This window comes from Gracilibacillus sp. HCP3S3_G5_2 (genome assembly GCF_052063305.1).
Classification (GTDB): domain Bacteria; phylum Bacillota; class Bacilli; order Bacillales; family Amphibacillaceae; genus Gracilibacillus.
Window position 1 is genome coordinate 1 of record NZ_JBQHXU010000009.1, and the last position, 18,642, is coordinate 18,642.

Annotated in this window: 17 protein-coding genes; 11 read left to right on the plus strand and 6 right to left on the minus strand. The window is 37.3% G+C overall.

All coding sequences use genetic code 11. The annotated features are described in order from the left end of the window. Window positions 1–319: 319 nt before the first annotated feature. Window positions 320–2,011 (minus strand): dihydroxy-acid dehydratase, encoded by a 1,692-nt coding sequence (gene ilvD / locus ACTNEP_RS13815; protein ID WP_441162609.1) that lies wholly within the window; start codon window positions 2,009–2,011, stop codon window positions 320–322. A gap of 170 nt (window positions 2,012–2,181) precedes the next feature. Between ilvD and ACTNEP_RS13820 the strand changes: the two genes are divergently transcribed. Further along, a complete protein-coding gene (locus ACTNEP_RS13820) occupies window positions 2,182–2,709 on the plus strand; it encodes a M15 family metallopeptidase (RefSeq protein WP_441162610.1) in 528 nt (175 codons plus the stop codon). Between the two features lie 12 nt (window positions 2,710–2,721). Here the strand turns inward: ACTNEP_RS13820 and ACTNEP_RS13825 are convergent, their stop codons facing one another. Both ACTNEP_RS13825 and fni read right to left on the minus strand, forming a co-directional pair. Beyond that, window positions 2,722–3,717, minus strand: coding sequence for an NAD(P)/FAD-dependent oxidoreductase (locus tag ACTNEP_RS13825; RefSeq protein WP_441162611.1), 996 nt, complete (start codon window positions 3,715–3,717; stop codon window positions 2,722–2,724). An 11-nt stretch (window positions 3,718–3,728) separates the two neighbouring features. Beyond that, window positions 3,729–4,757 carry a type 2 isopentenyl-diphosphate Delta-isomerase gene (fni, locus tag ACTNEP_RS13830; RefSeq protein WP_441162612.1) on the minus strand — a complete coding sequence of 343 codons (1,029 nt, stop codon included), beginning with the start codon at window positions 4,755–4,757 and terminating at the stop codon, window positions 3,729–3,731. 147 nt (window positions 4,758–4,904) lie between these two features. On the opposite strand from fni, the gene pepT reads away from it, so the two are divergent. From pepT to ACTNEP_RS13870, 8 genes are all read left to right on the plus strand, one after another. Next, entirely contained in the window at window positions 4,905–6,134 is a 1,230-nt protein-coding gene (pepT, locus tag ACTNEP_RS13835; RefSeq protein WP_441162613.1) for a peptidase T, read from the plus strand. A 196-nt stretch (window positions 6,135–6,330) separates the two neighbouring features. Further along, window positions 6,331–7,179: a TetR/AcrR family transcriptional regulator gene (locus ACTNEP_RS13840; protein WP_441162614.1), complete on the plus strand. Its 849-nt coding sequence runs from the start codon at window positions 6,331–6,333 to the stop codon at window positions 7,177–7,179. Beyond that, window positions 7,148–8,635, plus strand: a complete 1,488-nt coding sequence (locus ACTNEP_RS13845; protein ID WP_441162615.1) for an MDR family MFS transporter — start codon at window positions 7,148–7,150, stop codon at window positions 8,633–8,635. Before ACTNEP_RS13840 ends, ACTNEP_RS13845 begins: the two co-directional genes overlap by 32 nt. Window positions 8,636–8,760: 125 nt before the next feature. Beyond that, on the plus strand, window positions 8,761–9,666 hold the full coding sequence (locus tag ACTNEP_RS13850; protein WP_441162616.1) for a hypothetical protein: 906 nt from the start codon (window positions 8,761–8,763) through the stop codon (window positions 9,664–9,666). Between the two features lie 12 nt (window positions 9,667–9,678). Continuing rightward, window positions 9,679–10,338, plus strand: coding sequence for a DUF4129 domain-containing protein (locus ACTNEP_RS13855; protein ID WP_441162617.1), 660 nt, complete (start codon window positions 9,679–9,681; stop codon window positions 10,336–10,338). Further along, the gene (locus tag ACTNEP_RS13860; RefSeq protein WP_441162618.1) at window positions 10,338–11,456 is read left to right on the plus strand and encodes a DUF4350 domain-containing protein; all 1,119 of its coding nucleotides are present in this window, start codon (window positions 10,338–10,340) and stop codon (window positions 11,454–11,456) included. The genes ACTNEP_RS13855 and ACTNEP_RS13860 overlap by 1 nt, the downstream gene beginning before the upstream one ends. 2 nt (window positions 11,457–11,458) lie before the next feature. Then, window positions 11,459–12,388, plus strand: coding sequence for an AAA family ATPase (locus tag ACTNEP_RS13865; protein WP_441162619.1), 930 nt, complete (start codon window positions 11,459–11,461; stop codon window positions 12,386–12,388). Continuing rightward, window positions 12,342–13,697 (plus strand): DUF58 domain-containing protein, encoded by a 1,356-nt coding sequence (locus tag ACTNEP_RS13870; RefSeq protein WP_441162620.1) that lies wholly within the window; start codon window positions 12,342–12,344, stop codon window positions 13,695–13,697. Before ACTNEP_RS13865 ends, ACTNEP_RS13870 begins: the two co-directional genes overlap by 47 nt. Here the strand turns inward: ACTNEP_RS13870 and ACTNEP_RS13875 are convergent. After that, window positions 13,677–14,645: a stage II sporulation protein M gene (locus ACTNEP_RS13875; protein WP_441162621.1), complete on the minus strand. Its 969-nt coding sequence runs from the start codon at window positions 14,643–14,645 to the stop codon at window positions 13,677–13,679. The genes ACTNEP_RS13870 and ACTNEP_RS13875 overlap by 21 nt on opposite strands. A 117-nt stretch (window positions 14,646–14,762) precedes the next feature. On the opposite strand from ACTNEP_RS13875, the gene ACTNEP_RS13880 reads away from it, so the two are divergent. Beyond that, on the plus strand, window positions 14,763–15,551 hold the full coding sequence (locus ACTNEP_RS13880; protein WP_441162622.1) for an RDD family protein: 789 nt from the start codon (window positions 14,763–14,765) through the stop codon (window positions 15,549–15,551). A gap of 53 nt (window positions 15,552–15,604) precedes the next feature. Here the strand turns inward: ACTNEP_RS13880 and ACTNEP_RS13885 are convergent, their stop codons facing one another. Beyond that, the gene (locus ACTNEP_RS13885; protein ID WP_441162623.1) at window positions 15,605–17,134 is read right to left on the minus strand and encodes an AbgT family transporter; all 1,530 of its coding nucleotides are present in this window, start codon (window positions 17,132–17,134) and stop codon (window positions 15,605–15,607) included. A 212-nt stretch (window positions 17,135–17,346) separates the two neighbouring features. Next, complete coding sequence (locus tag ACTNEP_RS13890; protein WP_441162624.1) at window positions 17,347–17,517, minus strand: hypothetical protein; 171 nt, start codon at window positions 17,515–17,517, stop codon at window positions 17,347–17,349. A 309-nt stretch (window positions 17,518–17,826) separates the two neighbouring features. On the opposite strand from ACTNEP_RS13890, the gene ACTNEP_RS13895 reads away from it, so the two are divergent. Further along, on the plus strand, window positions 17,827–18,609 hold the full coding sequence (locus ACTNEP_RS13895) for a TIGR00266 family protein (protein ID WP_441162625.1): 783 nt from the start codon (window positions 17,827–17,829) through the stop codon (window positions 18,607–18,609). Window positions 18,610–18,642 lie beyond the last annotated feature (33 nt).

Below are 18,642 nucleotides of genomic sequence, written 5' to 3' on the forward strand. Positions count from 1 at the left end.
CCGTACAAATACTCGGTGACAAGCTTTACTTTAAATTCTTCACTATATTTGACCATAAAAACACCCCCGAAAGTTAGGTTTTTTACTCTAACTTTCGGGGGTCGGTACCATTCTGGGTTATTTTTCACAATATTAAAGGACATGACCTCTCTAATCTTGGTGCTTTTTCCAATTGAAGGTATTTACTTCAAATAAATTAATGTGTTCCTTGTTAATCAAGATGTTTGAATCTCATTTTACTAATGAACGACGAATAAAAAGGACGTTAAAAAACACGCGTCTCATCAGCGATGAAACGCGTGTTTTGTCAACGATCCTCTTATTGATCAGTACGATTGATAAAGTCTGTTACAGCACCTTGTGAGGAACATGATACATTGTGTGCATATTTTCCTAACACACCACGTTTGTACAACTCTGGGGCATTCCAATTGGCACGGCGTCTCTCTATTTCTTCATCGGAAACATCCATTGAAATCTCCTTCTTTTCGGAATCAATGGTCACGATATCCCCTTCCTCTAAGAAAGCGATTGGTCCGCCTGATTGTGCTTCAGGTGCGATATGACCTACTACTAAACCATGTGTACCACCAGAGAAACGGCCATCTGTTAACAATGCTACTTTCTGACCTAGCCCTTTACCAACTAGAATGGCAGAAATAGAAAGCATTTCCGGCATACCTGGTCCGCCTTTTGGTCCTACATAACGAATAACGAGTACGTCTCCTTCGTTAATTTCATTATTCATTACGGCATTGGTTGCTTCTTCCTCATTATTAAACACACGTGCAGGACCTGTATGACGTTTTACTTTTACACCAGATACCTTTGCAACCGCACCGCTCGGTGAAAGATTACCTTTTAATACGATTAATGGTCCATCTGCACGATATGGATCACTTAATGGATGAATAATATCTTGGTCATCAGATAGAATTGGTGCATCCGCATAGTTTTCGGCAATTGTTTTGCCAGTAACAGTTAAACAATCCCCATGTAAGTAGCCATTATCTAACAATAAGCGCATAACAGCTGGAACTCCACCAATTTTATGTAGATCTTCCATTACATATTTACCGCTTGGCTTCAAGTCCGCTAAGTGCGGAACCTTTTCTTGAATACGATTAAAGTCATCAATTGTTAAATCTACTTGTGCTGCATTAGCAATCGCTAATAAGTGAAGTACCGCATTAGTTGATCCACCTAGTGCCATTACAGCAGTAATCGCGTTTTCGAATGCTTTTTTCGTTAAAATATCTTTTGGATAGATCCCTTTTTCAAGTAGATGGTAAACAGCTTCTCCTGCTTGACGGCAATCTTCGAATTTCTCCGGTGATTCAGCCGGATTGGATGAGCTGCCTGGCAAGCTCATACCAAGTGCCTCTACTGCTGTTGCCATCGTATTAGCTGTATACATCCCACCACAGGAACCAGCTCCTGGGCATGCTGCACATTCTATACCTCGTAATTCTTCATCATCGATATCACCGTTATTATGTTTACCTACCCCTTCAAAAACGGAGACAATGTCTAATTTTTGCCCGTTACGGTATCCTGGTGCAATCGTTCCACCATAAACAAATACTGCTGGTACGTCAGAACGAGCAATCGAAATTAAGCAACCAGGGATATTTTTATCGCAACCACCGATTGCTACATAACCATCAAGGTTCTCTGCTCCTACGACTGTTTCAATCGAATCTGCAATCACATCACGACTAGGAAGAGAATAACGCATTCCCGAAGTACCCATGGAAATACCATCTGATACGGTAATAGTATTGAAAATTAAGGGCACTCCGCCAGCTTCACGTGCACCTTCTTTTGCCTGGATAGCCAGGTCATCTAAGTGTATATTACATGGCGTTACTTCACTCCATGTACTCGCTATACCGATCATCGGCTTCTTAAAATCATCATCTGTCACCCCTACAGCGCGTAACATCGCACGGTTTGGAGCACGCTTTGCATCATCAAACACATTACTTTTAATACGTAAATCCTTCCCCATTCTATTGTTCCTCCCCATCTCAATTTCTAATAAAGTAATAGATTTCTATTAATTTTAAATTTTCTGTAAAATTAAGTTTGAGAAATGGTGTCTCTATTTCTCAATAATGATATAGTATCATATAATGAGGAAATACGGAATAATTCGGAACTTAAATAGAGGAGAAATAAATGAAAATTCGCACAATTTTAGTCATTCTGTTAACTATTGGCATTTGTTATTTGTTTTATCAATATCAAAAGTATAGCAATCGACCGATGCCAACGGAACTACATCCGATCGTAGAAGAGAAAAAAGAAGAACTGATCGAAAGAGCAAAGGATATAGGCATTTCAGTTATTATTACGGATGGTTTTCGTTCTGTCGAGGAACAAGATGCAATTTATCAGCGAGGAAGGGAAACAGAAGGAACCATTGTGACTTATGCAAAAGGAGGCGAATCCTACCATAATTACGGGCTTGCAATAGACTTCGCCTTACAAACTGATGATGATAATATTATATGGGATTTAGAGTACGACGGTAACCAAAATGGAGAAAGCGACTGGATGGAAGTAGTGGAAATTGCAAAAGAATTAGGATTTAGCTGGGGTGGCGATTTTACTCGTTTTAAAGACTATCCACATTTACAAATGGATTTTGGATTAAGTATTAGAGAATTACAATGGGGGAAACGACCCGAAGATGTGATCGATTAATCCCATTCCTTTCTACCGGTATAACACGGTACTATACAGTTGTTCCACAGCACGCGGATCAATCAATTGATGTGCTTTATTAACTGCAGTTATTGCTTCTGAATAACCTGATGCAATTAAATTTGTTTTACCCTGATATTGAACAATATCGCCGGCTGCAAAAATTCCTGGAATATTTGTTGCCAAATCTCCTTTAACCGAAATACGACCTTTATATGTTTCCACTCCCCAATGATCAAGAGGTGTTGCCTGTAATTCGAGACCATGATACACAAGCATCTCGTCTGCTTCAACAGTGAATACTTCCTGCTCTCTCTTATTAACCTTTACTGATTGCAGTCGGTTTTTCATGACAGCGAGATCCGTAATGTTGGACTTTAAATACACCTGCACAGAACTTTTATGTAATTGCTCTAGATCCTCTTCCTTTACTTGATGGAATTTCTGATCAGGATTGACCACCGTTACTGACTTCGCAGTATCCTGTAGAAACAAAGCCCAACCTACCCCTACTTTATTATTAGTGGAAACTACGACATTTTTTTCTTTGTATTTGTGAAGATTCATCAGGTTAGTAGCTACCTGCTTGCGAAATTCAGGGAAGGGTAAATCATCCCAATTACCCGGTGTTTTTACATGGAATGTTCCAGAGCCTGTCGTGAGTAAAATTGTTTTGGTCGCATGCCTTTCACCATTACTCGTAGTTAAGATATAATGATCTGTTTTTTTCTCGATTGATTCTACCCAGCTATTTGTTAATAATACAGGGTGATGCCGTTTTGCCTGGACAATCATTTGCTCTACTAGATCCTCACCCAAAATAGTTGGATATCCTCCGATATCATAAATCGATTTTTCCGGAAAAAATTGCATCACTTTACCACCAAATTGGGATTGAGACTCTAATAATTTCACTTTCATATTACGCATAGTCGCGTAATATGTAGCAAAAAGACCCGTTGTCCCACCGCCAATAATAGTAATATCGAACAGTTCATAATCCCCCATCGAATGCACCTCTATCTTTTATATAATCGGTCTGTTGATTGTAGTTCTTGTAGGTTTTTTACACCTATGCCAAACATGACCATTTGCAATTCTAATTCACGAATCTGCATCCATTCTATCACATTTTCAGTTGATTGGATCGCTTCTTTCAAAATCGATCGAGCGAAACCTGTATAGTCAGCACCTAAAGCGATTGCTTTAGCAGCATGATGACCATTCCGAATTCCACCACTGGCAATGATATTTTGTTCAGGAATAAGATTGGCGACCTCCTCTAGACAAGTAGCCGTGGAATTGCCCCAGCTCGCAAATGCTTCGGCAGCTTGCTTTTTCTTTTTTTCCTTGGAGCGTAACTTCTCCACTTGACTCCAAGAAGTACCACCCGCTCCCGCAACATCAATAAAGGAAGCCCCAATATCAGTTAATCGTTTGGCTGTTTTTCCATCAATCCCAAATCCAACCTCTTTCACACCTACCGGAACAGATAGAGACCGAATCAGCTTTTCGATCTTAGGCAACAAATTATGAAAATTCGTATCTCCTTCATTCTGAATCACTTCTTGAATCGTATTTAAATGCAAGACCAATGCATCGGCATCTGTCCACTCTAAAATCTGTTTAATCTGATCAACCGTTACGGAATAATTGAGCTGCACAGCACCAATGTTTGCAACAATCGGGGTAGTTGGTGCATATTCTCTTACTTGAAATGATTGGCGGAATTTCTCGCTTTCTAACATGACCCGAGTAGATCCTAATGCAAAGATCCATCCTTGTTGCTCTGCAGCAGTTGCCAAATTCCGATTGATCATCTCTGCCATTTCCGCTCCACCTGTCATGGAACTAATCAAAAACGGCGTACGTAGTGATTGTCCAAAAAAAGTCGAGGATATATCAATTGCTTCAAAATCGATTTCGGGTAAAGCGTTATGTTGAAAACGGTATTGATCAAATCCATTTGTAACCCCTTCACCTAATGCTTCTTCTGTTAAACTTAACTCTATGTGCTCGCTTTTCCGATTGTGGATCTTATCTGTCATAAGATCACTCCTTTTTCATCATCTACGATTATTTTATACTATTATACATCAAAAAAAGCAAAATCTTACCTCGATACTCTTTGACGGTTATATGATATGATGAAGTAAAAAATGATAGATTATACAGATTAAAATGGAGGTAAAAGCATGAAACAAAAGCTAATGGATCGACTCATTACATATGCACAAATTGATACACAATCAAACGAGGATAACTCAAACTGTCCATCAACGGAAGGTCAATGGGAGCTAGCTCATTTATTAGTAGATGAATTAAAGACAATTGGCATGCATGATGTAACAATAGATGACCATGCCTATGTGATGGCAACACTTCCAAGCAACGTTGATACAGAAATACCAGTAATCGGTTTTCTTGCCCACATGGACACAGCAACAGATTTCACCGGAAAAGGAGTCAAACCCCAAGTAATCGAACAATATGATGGGAATGCTATTCTATTAAACAAAGAGAAAAATATTGTCCTCACACCTAAGGAATACCCCTCTTTAAAGAATTACTTAGGGCACACATTACTAACAACAGATGGGACAACATTACTTGGTGCTGACAACAAAGCAGGTATTGCTGAAATTATGACAGCACTGGAATACCTCATAAACAACCCAGAAATTCCCCATGGTACAATCAGAGTTGCCTTTACTCCAGATGAGGAAATTGGACGTGGCCCTCATAAATTCGATGTAGATCGTTTTGGAGCACAATTTGCTTATACCATTGACGGTGGACCATTAGGAGAACTGCAGTACGAAAGCTTTAATGCAGCAGCAGCAAAAATCACTATACAAGGGAATAATGTTCATCCTGGTACGGCAAAAGGAAAAATGATCCATGCAACGAAAATAGCGATGAAAATCCACGAACAGTTGCCAACAGATCAAGCACCTGAATTTACAGAAGGGTATGAAGGGTTTTACCATCTTCTTTCATTAGAAGGCGATGCAGAGCAAGCGAAATCGTACTATATTATTAGGGATCATGACCGAAATAAATTTAATAAGAAAAAACAATTGATCACGTCGATTGTCGAGGAATTACAGCAACAGTACGGTGAAGACAACATTCGTTTAGAAATGAAGGATCAATATTATAACATGGCCGAAAAGATCAAACCGGTAAACTATATTGTAGACATTGCAGCAGAGGCGATGAAAGATGTCGATGTAGAACCTGTCATTCAGCCAATCCGTGGTGGAACGGACGGTTCTCAGCTTTCTTATATGGGCTTACCAACCCCTAATATTTTTACCGGTGGCGAAAATTTCCATGGCAAGTATGAATACATTTCCGTTGATAACATGGTTAAAGCCACGGAAACAATCATAAAAATCGCGGAACGTTATGTGAAGAGGTAGAGACAAAAAAAAGTGTTTCGTCTAGAAACTGGACAATATTTATGTTCGGAATTTGCTGGATAAAACACTTTTGTCTCCACCTTTTTTCTTTTGTAAATTTTTGTACATATATATTGACACACGCCTATGTATTTAATAGAATAGCATCCATGACCAATCAGTCATTATTGTGACCAATCAGTCAGAGGGTGATCAATTGGATACTAAAACAAAAATTATGAACACAGCATTACAACTGTTTTCTGATAAGGGATTTAACGAAACATCTGTTCAGCAAATAGCACAGTTAACTGGTATTTCGAAAGGCGGTTTCTATAATCATTTCTCTACCAAAAGAGAGCTAATGTTAGAAATGATTGATGAGTATCACAATAAAATCATGAACAACTCACACATATTAAATGAAACAAACCTGCATTTAGCGACGTATATCCAATATGAGCTGGAAGCATGGATGGAAAACCAAACCTTTATCCATGTTTTGTTTAATGAGTTTCATCCAAACAAGGATCCACAAATTACGAACAAAATGGACGAATTGCATTCCAGACTGACACAGCAACACAGAGAAATATTTTATCTTTGCTATGGGGAGAAGATAAAACCTTATCTCACTGATATAGTGATCATATTTGAAGGAATGTTGAAAGAATATTTATCTTATATGTTTGTCCAGCAAACAACTTTTGACGTGAAGCAGCTTAGCATGTGGATTTGTCATCACATCGAAAGTATCATTAATCATCTCGAAGAGCTCGATCCTTTCTTACTGGACACAACAGATGAAACGATTGAAAGTGTACTGAAGGATTTACAGCATACTATCGAGCGAAAAGAGTCATCTAATAAAATGAAACTCCTACAAGTAGTGGATCTGCTCGAACAGGCACTTGAGAATGAAGCAGCCTATTCTACCAATGTAGAAGTATATTTACACTACTTAAAAAAAGAAAAAACGATTCAGACAAACGTGTTAAAATTAGAGCGTTTGTGTAAAACAAGGGGGGCTTTAAATGAGTCAAAATATAAATCCAACAGAAGTTAAAAGAATACCAATTGTTACTGTAATGCTGATCGGGGCCTTTGTAGGACTATTAAACGAAACGCTTTTGGCAACTGCATTACCTAGTATTATGGTCGATTTTGGCATTGCAGAAAACCAGGTACAATGGTTAACTACTGCCTTTTTACTAACCAATGGGGTAATGATCCCCATATCCGCCTTCTTAATTGAACGATTTACGACAAGGCAATTATTTATAACTGCTTTAAGCATATTTGGTTTAGGAACATTTATTGCATCGATTTCCCATGCATTTGAATTATTATTAGTAGCAAGGGTTGTGCAAGCATCCGGGTCCGGTATTATGCTTCCTTTAATGATGACAGTTATGTTAAAAATATTTCCTGTTGAAAAACGTGGAGCCGCAATGGGGATGGCTGGTATCGTTATTTCCTTTGCGCCTGCGATAGGACCTACACTTTCAGGATGGTTATTAGAATTCTTCTCTTGGAGAGGATTATTTTACGTCGTATTACCTATCGTCATTATCGCGATTATTGTCGCCTCTATCTTTGTTAAAAATGTGACCGAACAAACGTATCCAAAAATTGATATACTCTCAATTCTATTATCATCGTTTGGTTTCGGTGGCTTATTATATGGATTTTCCAGTATTGGTGGTGGACATGGTGGAGGAGAAGCTTCTGCTAGTATAGATGGTCAGGCAGTAGCAATTATCATTGCAGGGGCACTTATTTTAACCTTATTCATCATTCGTCAATTAAAACTAAAGCACGCAATGCTTGAATTTCGTGTGTTTAAATATCCTATTTATTCCTTATCTTTAGCACTTACAATGATTGTCCTGATGGCTTTAATTGGTGCTGAAACAATGCTACCACTATATATGCAAAACACAAGAGGATTTAGTCCGTTAGAATCCGGCTTAATGTTGCTACCTGGTGCCATTGTGATGGGAATTATGTCACCAATAACCGGTATGCTTTTCGATAAATTTGGAGCTAAATGGCTTGCATTAACTGGTATGACTATCGTAACCATTACTACTTTTCTATTTACAAACTTAGCGATGGATACATCTTTTAGTTACCTTACTATTATTTTTGCCATCCGTATGTTTGGACTTTCATTAGTGATGATGCCTGTAATGACAGCAGGGTTAAACCAGCTACCACCAGAATGGCATCCTCACGGAACAGCAATGGCAAATACGATGCAGCAAGTATCTGCTTCAATTGGAACAGCCATCCTTATCACGATTATGACTTCAACTGCAGCAAACTACCAGCCAGATCAAACGACAATGGCCGGATTATCAGAAGCAGAAGTGATGAATCAAGTTGCCAATAATGCAGCGATTAGTGGCTATAATACTGCTTTTTGGGTAGCTACTATACTATCGATTATTGGCCTTTTCATGACATTTTTCTTAAAAACGAAAGCACAAACTAATCAGGCCAAAAGTAAAGCAGCATAAATATAGGGAGGATGACATTGGTTCATTCTCCTTTTTTTTACAAATAATTTGAAAAGTTATTCCATATAACGTAAACCATGTTAAAATAGGCAATGTATGGATTGAATCTAGGGAGGATTGCAGATATGAATGAAAAGATTACGAAACCATTAGGGTTTGGGGAAATTTTAGATCAAACTTTTCGCATTATTAAAGGAAACTTTAAGCCTTTATTTATGATTACTTTCTTTGTAATGGTACCCATTTTCGTTCTCCAAGCTTTGATTCTAAGCTTGACAGGACGTGATCTTATTATTAGTGGTAACCCGGGACAAAGCCTTTTTGAACAACTGGTAACGGGTGCAGAATCAGTTGCCACTACAACCCTTCAAGAAGACTTAGTTTCCATGCTGGTGAATTTTTTAATTCTTCTGGCAGCACCTATTCTTGCTGGTGCGATTACTTTAGCTGTCAAAAATGCAAGAGAAGGCAACGATTTAATGGCCAAAAATATGATCAAACAAGCATTGCCTAGGTATTGGCCACTTCTTGGCAGTACCATGCTTTTCGGCCTTATCATATTTGGCTTGTTAATACCTCCTTTTATGATAATCGGGATAGTTGGCGCATTGTTTATGTTCATAGACCCGATCCTTGGCTTTGGCATAATACTACTTACCTCTTTAGCTATATTTATTGGAGTTGGATTACTTGTAACTAGATGGAGTTTATATTTACCTGCTGTTCTTTTTGATAAAGTAGCACCAGGTTTATCTAAAAGCTGGCGTCTGACAAAAAAACAAACATGGAAATTCTTTGGTTTATTTATCGTGCTGTTTATCATCACTACAATTATTAGTAGTATCTTACAACTACCACTTATCTTTTTAGGTAATAGTGTTCTATTTCATTTGCTAACTAATATTATTTCGTTAATCTCATCTATTGTATTTACAGTCGGTTATGCTGTTATGTATTTTGACTCTTCCATCAGACAAGAAGGAACAGACTTGAAAGAAATGATTAAAGAATACGAAGTGCAAGAATCATAAAGGAGATTGGAGATGGCTTCTTTTCAAAAAGAACGAGAGCAATTAAACGATATTTTAAGTAAGCAAGAGTATCAAGTTTACTATGAAGATAATCGCAGCTTATTAGAAAGAATATGGGATCGGATAACAGACTGGATTGCTGACATACTTGCCTTGTTGTTCGAATCATTTGATCCAAGTTCCACAACTGGCAATCTGATAATTGTTTTGATTACACTACTGGTTGCTGTTGTGGTGATATTTGGTGTGATCGCTTTGATTATGTTTATCGTGAGAAAACGGCGATTATCAAAACATCAACCATTTAATAAGAGTAATGAATTGGCATGGAGTTATCAGAATCATCTACAGACTGCCAAAGAATATGAGGCAGAAGCTGATTACCGCCTTGCTACCAGACATCAGTTTTTGGCACTTTTGTTAATAGCAGATGAATACCGTTGGTTAGAAGCAAAGCAGTGGAAAACGAATTGGGATTATTATGATGAACTAAAACAGAGCAATAAACGATTTGCAACCGATTTTTATCATTTTGCCCTCTTCTTTGAAAAAGTAACATATGGTGAGCAGTCTATTACAGAAGACGATTATCAAACGTACAAGACAGCAATTAATAATTGGATCGAATCTATTTTGTATCAATCAGAGAAGAAAGAAATAGGTGAACAATAATGTTTGGCAAAAAAACATGGATCATTGGCATCGTATTTTTTCTTTTGCTTATCGGGGTTAGTATTTTCTCAACTAGTAATACACCAGAGCAGTATCCGCCATACCTGGTCGAATCGCCATCACCTACCGGGTTAAAGGCTATTTATACATACTTGGACCAAAACGGGTACGATGTATCGAAAGAAGAAACGTTACCTACGATATCAAAAGAAACGTTAAGAATATTAGTTAATCCTCCTGTATTTACTGATCAGTATACAGAGAATTACTATCTCGATTATATACGGGAGGGGAACACAGTCGTACTCGCCAAAGAAAACCCTGATGGACTCTTCAACCTACAAACAGAATATGTAGTAACAGAAGCACTTAACAATGAGTCACAAACAATGGAAGCTAACTATCAAGGTAACACCCTAGAACTAATACAAAACAGTTCCTTCCGCTTAGAATATAACGACGATGATACAGTGTTATTAGAAGATGATGCTGGTGCATTGGCAATGGAAAGAAAAATAGGAGAAGGTTCCCTTATTGTAATGGTAGAACCAACATGGCTTACCAATGGGCAAGTCACAGAACATGACCATACTCCAATTGTGTTAAGCCTTATTCCGTTTGATGAAGCGGGGTCTATTATTTTCGATGAATATAGCTTAGTAGGATCTGGTGGCAGTCTGTCTTATTTTGAATTATTTCCTGGCTGGGCATATGTATTGCTGGTGCAAGGCATCATTATCATGATCTTTATTCTATGGCATCAAGGTAAACGCTTTGGACCAATTTATCCGGTTCGAGAAGAAACAGTCAGATTAAGTAATGAACGCTTAAAAGCAATCGCCATTTGGCAATCAAAAGGAAAAAATTATTACAAGTCTATCGAATACCAACTGGAGTATTTAAAACATGCAATTCGCGAGCGATATGGTATCCCCTATCATCAAAGCTGGGACAAAAGATTATCCATGTTGGAAGGAAAAACAAAAGTGATTTCTGGCAAAGAACTACAGCACCTTGCACAAGGAATTGAAACCATTTTAAATAAGAAATCGTTAAATAAACAAGAGTATCTTGCTTGGTCAGCTACTATAGAAAAAATAAGAGAAGAGGTGGAGTAACAATGACTCAAACAATTACGTCATTATTAGAAAATTATGAACAACGCATCCTTGGACAACAGAAGAACTTACGATTACTATTATCCGCTGCCTTAGCTGGAGGCCATGTATTAATAGAAGGTGTACCAGGAACAGGGAAAACCCAAATGGTTAAGACATTAGCACAACTATTAGATAGTGACTTTAAACGTGTGCAATTCACCCCTGATTTATTACCTAGTGATATCACGGGAAGTGCTATTTATAATATGAAAGAACAAGACTTCCAAACGTTAAAAGGACCTATCTTTACAAATGTACTATTAGCAGATGAAATTAACCGTACACCTGCTAAAACACAGGCCGCACTTTTGGAAGCAATGGAAGAAAAACAGGTTACCATCCAAGGTGAAACCTATCATTTACCAGATTTCTTCTTCGTTGCAGCAACACAAAACCCGATAGAATTCGAAGGAACTTATCCATTACCAGAAGCCCAGCAAGATCGTTTTTTCTTTAAACTGAAGGTTGACTTTCCTACTTTAGCAGAAGAAACATCGGTATTACAAATGGTCATCCAAGAACAATCGAATCCTAAAGAAATAGCAGCAATGTTCTCTAATGATTCATTGTTAGATATACAAAGAAGTGTTCAGGAAGTGAATATTAGTACAGAAATAGCTGATTACATAATGAAAATTGTTCGTAAAACACGTGAGTTAGAACACATTCAACATGGTGCAAGTACTCGTGCTGCAATCGCAATAGCCAAAACAGCACAAGCCTGGGCATATCTTGAGAATCGTGATTATATTACACCAGATGATGTTAAAACGGTAGCTATTCCTTGTTTACGTCATCGTATTCAACTATCTCCATACGCAGAATTGGAAGGATCTGATATCGATGAAATCATTCAAGAGCTTGTGGGATCGATTGCTGTTCCGAGATAAAGGGATCGCCCCTACAAAGAAACTAATAACTTATTATGCTTTATTTATATTAGCTATGTTCATTCTATCATTCTGGCAATTTTCCTGGTTGTTTCTCGGAATATCTACTCTATTAATGATCAGTCTGTTAATTATAGATGCCTTCCTACTTCCAAAGAAGGATGAGCTACAAGCAGAACGTATTATCGAAGGTGAGATGGAGCGATATGAGAAACAAACAGTGGTGATTCGGATTAAAAATGGTACAAGTGATCACTATACTGTTCGGCTGAAGGATGGCATACCTACATCGTTTCAAACAATTTTCCCCTTTAACATACAGATACCTCGCGGAGAAACTGTAGAGATTCCCTATACAATGTTCCCGCAAAAAAGAGGGAAATATATGATCGATCAATTATACCTTCGTTTCAAAACTAAATTAGGGCTTTGGGAAAAACAAATTACCTATCATTTGCCTGATGAAGTAAAGGTTATCCCTAACCTTTCGGAGACGAAAAGATATTTAGAAAGCGCGCAAACCTATTTATTACATGAAGGGATTAAAATCAGGAAAATGCGTAGTGGCGTGGGGGAATTTTCTAAAGTAAGAGGTTATGTTGTTGGTGATGACCCTCGAAAAATAAATTGGCGTCAATCGGCCAAGTTGCAAGATATGATGACCAATGAATATGAACCAGAGCATGGTAAGTATGTAACGATCTTGCTTGATTGTGGTCGAATGATGGGAGCTGAATTGGAAGAAGGAAACCGGTTGGAGAAATCAATTGAAGCAGCTATTACACTTGCTGCTGCCGCACTGCAAAATGGTGATCAAGTGGCTGTCATCGCCTTCTCAAAGGAAATAAAAGCAGTTGTTCCTAGTGGTAAAGGCTTAGAGCATTTAGACACGATCTTACAGTCGATTTATGCTATTGAAGTCGACGCTCAAGAATCCAACTATGCACTTGCCTTACAGTATGCACAATCGATCCAACGTAAACGAAGCATGATGATACTTTTCAGTGATGTTCAAACATTTGCCAATGAAGATTATCAATTGGTTTACATGAAAAAACTGAGAAAGAAACACCTTTTTGTTATGTTAGGTATTGAAGATCGCCTATTGCAGGAGCAAATAAAAATGCAACCAGATAGTGTTCTAACAGCGATGGAAAAAAGCGTTGCGCAAAAACAATATATAGATCAAAAACAAGTGATCAATAAATGGGAAAAGCATGGATTACCCATGCTCGAAGCACCTGCTGATCGTTTAGCAGTCACTTCTATCTCCCATTATATTGAAGCATTAAATCGTGGAATGCTGTAATGCTCTTTTCCGCAAGAGAAAATGCCCAATTATCATATAAGCAACAAGACCAATCGCGGTCAGAATCGCTACAGCATATTTCATTTCTAATGAAATATCAGCTGGTGTGATAAAACCTTCGATGATACCAGCTATTACAAATAAAGGAACGGTGCCCAACAACAGTTGGACAGACCTTACTGTTTGTGTCTTCAGCTGGTATCCTCTCGAATAATTTCCAGGTACGAACAACTTATAACCCATTAGCAGTCCTGCACCACCAGCAATAAAAATGGCTATTAATTCTATCACTCCATGTGGAACGATATAAGCCCAAAATACATAAGAGCTTCCATAGTTCCAGAAAAGACCTGCAATAGCGCCGACAACAATGCCATTATAAATCAATACATATACGGTTAGTAATCCAAATGTTATACCACCGGCAAATGCTAGAATAGCAACTCGAATATTATTAACCATAATTTCCGCTGACATCACAGGAGCATCCACAGCAGCTGGTCCTTCTCCAAGTGATTCGGGATCAAATGATTGTGCCATATTTTCTGGTAGTATACCATATAAATGAGATGGATTTTCTACTACAGCGATAAAACTCGCAACACCGCCAAAGCAGAACAAAAGCATGGCAATAATGATTGCCTTCCATTGCTCTAGCAGTAAGCCTACAAATTTGCTAGAAAAGAAATGATAGGCTTGTTTCCATGAAGAATGCTGAGATTGGTATAAAACGTTATGTGCTTTCCCAACCAATTCATTCAAGTAATTAGTCACGTCCTCATTTGGAAAATACGTTTGACTATATGATAATTGTCTAACTACTTTTTGATATGTATGTTGGAACTGTTCGATAATTTTACTGCTCTTTTGCTTTGGTAATTGGCTGATCAGTTTTTCAAGTTGCTCCCAATCTTGGCGGTGTTGTTTGATAAATTGATTTAATTGCATTTAATCACCTTTTTTACTAGAATTTTACTTTATTATAATGGAAAAAAGACTTCATGAACAGTACAGAAGAATCCTTCATATCGATTAGTTCAAAATATAAGAAGAAAGAGGTTAAACATGGAACAAGAACAGTTAAAGGTCAAAACACCTGAATATGTCTCGTTGCAATTTCAATTAGCAGGCTTAGGATCGAGGTCTGCTGCGCAACTTATAGACTATACAATCATCTTCTTAACACAGTTTAGCATTATCTTGCTATTATTTTTTGGATTTAATAATAGTATAAGTGATTTATTCTCAGGTCATCTCGAGAGTATCCTGTTAGCAATCATTATTATTGTGATTTTTTTACTGCAGTTCGGATACTTCATCTTCTTTGAGTATTTCTGGGGAGGCAGAACAATTGGCAAAAGAATATTAGGCATCCGGGTTATACAGGAAAATGGCCATAATATTACGTTCCTTTCGAGTATTATTCGCAACTTCATTAGATTGATAGATATGTTACCAGGTGCTTATGCTGTTGGTATTATCATGATTTTTTTTCATTCTAAACATAAACGATTAGGAGACATTACTGCAGGTACGATTGTTGTCCATGAAAGGCGAAAAAAGTCACAATCAGCACTTGAAAAATATATTGCTCAACAGGGAATTCGAAAAGAAGATTTGCAATTAGAACCTTATCATTTGAAACAATTTAACCAAAAGGATTGGCGACTATTACATACCTATGTACAGCGAATTGTCCATATGCAACCAAAGGAGAGGATGACATTGACGACACAAGTTAGTAACATTCTCTTACCAAGGATTGAAGATCAATTCCAAAATAGTACCATCAGTAAAGAAGCATGTTTACTATTACTTTATTTACACTTGAAAGAGGAATGGGAATACGCATAATAGTAAAAAAAGGATAAAAACCCGTTATAGGGTTTTTATCCTTTTTGTCTTTCTTAGTTATGATAATGTATCGGTGATCCTGGTCCTAGGTCAATTCCTAGTAGCATCCATACGATTAACATTAATGTCCAAACAATAAAGAAGAAAATAGAGTATGGGAACATGGTAGAGATGAGTGTACCAATTCCCATTTTCTTATCATATTTCTGTGCATAGGCGATAATTAAGGCAAAGTAAGTCATTAACGGCGAAATGATATTTGTCGAAGAATCTGCAATCCGATAAGCCATTTGCGTTAATTCAGGTGAATAACCTAACTGCATCATAATTGGCACAAATACTGGAGCCATCATTGCCCATTTGGCTGTCGCACTTCCAATAAAGATATTGATAATACCAGCTATGATAATAAAGACAATTAATAATGGAATACCAGTTAAATTAATGTTTTCCAAAAATTCTGCACCATACACTCCAATTAACATACCTAAATTAGATTCATTGAAATAAGCAACAAACTGACCAGCTACAAACGAAAGCACGATAAACAATCCCATAGCTCCCATTGAATCCGATAAGTGGTTAGCTACATCTTTATCACTTTTGACACTCTTCGTCACAATCCCATAGACAACACCGGGAATAAAGAACAAGATGAAAATAACTGGCACTAGTGAACTCATAAATGGCGAAACAATGATACCACCATCCTCACCACGTAACGGTGCATTTTCAGGCAGGATTAAAAAGGATACAGCAATAAGACTGACTAATAAAGACAATCCAGCGTACGCTAAACCTTTTTTCTCTACCTTTGTAAGACCTGTCGCATCTTCCTTATAGGAGCCAGTATATACTCCTAATCTCGGCTCTATTAATTTTTCTGTTACAAGCGTACCTACTATTGTCAGCACAAATACAGATACAACAGTAAAGTAATAGTTCATTAAAATATTCATTGTTTCTGCATAGGCTGCATCTTGCGTTGCCACTGCAGCAATTGTCATTTCACCTAATAAAGCTTCTAAAGAAGTTGGCACAAGGTTCGCACTAAATCCAGCTGACACCCCAGCAAATGCCGCTGCTAATCCCGCTAACGGATGGCGTCCTATTGCTGCAAAAAGCACTGCACCTAGTGGAGGTAAAACCACATACCCAGCATCTGTTGCCATACTCGACATAATACCCGCAAATACTAAACCAGCTGTAATGAGTGATTTCGGCAACGCTAGTACAAACCCTCGCAACCCAGCGCTAATTAAACCTGTACGCTCAGCTAAACCAATTCCTAACATGGTTACTAATACAACTCCAAGAGGAGCAAAGTTGATAAAGTTATCGACCATACTTGTAAAGATATAGGTGATCCCTTCCGCATTCAATAAGTTTTTAACGGTAATTTGTTCTTCTGGATCACCTGGATTCTCCACAGAGACACCTGTACTTGACACTATCGCAGATGCTATCAAGACAATAAATGCTAAAATGACGAAAAGCGTCACAGGATGTGGCAATTTATTTCCTATATATTCAATTCGGTTTAGACTTCGTTGAAATAAACCGACTTTTTTCTTTTCTTCCATCACATATCCACCTTTATTATAAAATTAAAATAATTTTCAGAATATTGAACCTATTTTCTAAGAAGACAAATTACATTATAAGTGGAAATCGTTCACTTTCAAAGAGGATTTAAAAAAGTTCTAATTTTAACAATTTTCAAAATAAATAAAAAAAAGCCTCCTGTGAAATCAGGAAGCTTCTATATTCAGCTAGTTCTGGATAAACTAGTTACTTATCTCATTTCTTTACCAGCTATTGCCGGTTGTCTTTGTGCTGCATTAGATGTTTCTAAATTCATTTCTACTTTTAGTTTTTTTCTGCGTGAAGATATTTTTTCGATTGCAGATAAAACAAGAAAAGTGAGCAGAATAGTTAAAGAAACCATGTATAAAGAAGTTACCATAGTCAACTATCCCCTTTCCAAAAAAAATTACTCCATTTATTAATGAATACAATTATATAGTACCATATTTTATTAATTTGTAAACATATTTAATGTAATACTTTTAATTTCTTTTTAATTCTCCGCATTTTCCTCTATTTCTCCGTTTTTGATTACAGCTATCTAATATATCAAAGTACGAGTGTAGCAACATTTTTATAAAAAAAGTGAATATTTATTCAATTTATTTTTGAATTTTCTGTAAATTAGAATCTTTTATATCATGCAAAACGTACATATAAATAGGCCAAAAAAAGGAGTGGAACAAAAATGAACAATCATGAAATCGATTTCCAATTATACGGAGATGATATGCAATTTGTAGAAGTAGAGTTAGATCCACAAGAAACGGTAATAGCAGAAGCTGGAAGTCTAATGATGATGGATAGTGATATCTCCATGGAAACCATTTTTGGTGATGGATCATCCAAACAAGGAAGCTTAGTTGGAAAATTAATTGGTGCTGGTAAGCGAGTTATCACTGGGGAGAGTTTATTTATGACTACTTTTACAAACCAAGGTATAGGGAAGAAACACGTCTCATTTGCTTCTCCCTATCCAGGAAAGATCGTACCAATGGATTTAAGTGAGTTAAATGGTAAAATTATCTGTCAAAAAGATGCTTTTCTGGCTGCAGCCAAAGGTGTGTCAATTGGTATAGAATTTCAACGCAAAATCGGTACTGGCTTTTTTGGTGGAGAAGGGTTCATTATGCAAAAATTAGAAGGTGATGGAATGGCCTTTGTCCATGCTGGAGGTACCATTCACAGAAGGGAGTTACAGGCAGGAGAAAAATTACGTGTTGATACAGGATGTTTAGTTGCTATGACTGGCGAGGTTGATTACAACATTGAATATGTCGGAGGAATCAAAACTGCATTATTTGGTGGAGAAGGCATTTTCTTTGCAACACTTTCAGGACCAGGTACTGTATGGGTACAATCATTACCTTTCAGTCGCCTTGCAAGTAAAGTATTTGCTGCCTTACCTGAGAAAGGCGGAAATAAAGGAGAAGGAGGCATTGGTGGAGTATTCGATTTATTTAACAAGTAATGATGGAGCAAAAATAAAGAGGTGGAGACACTC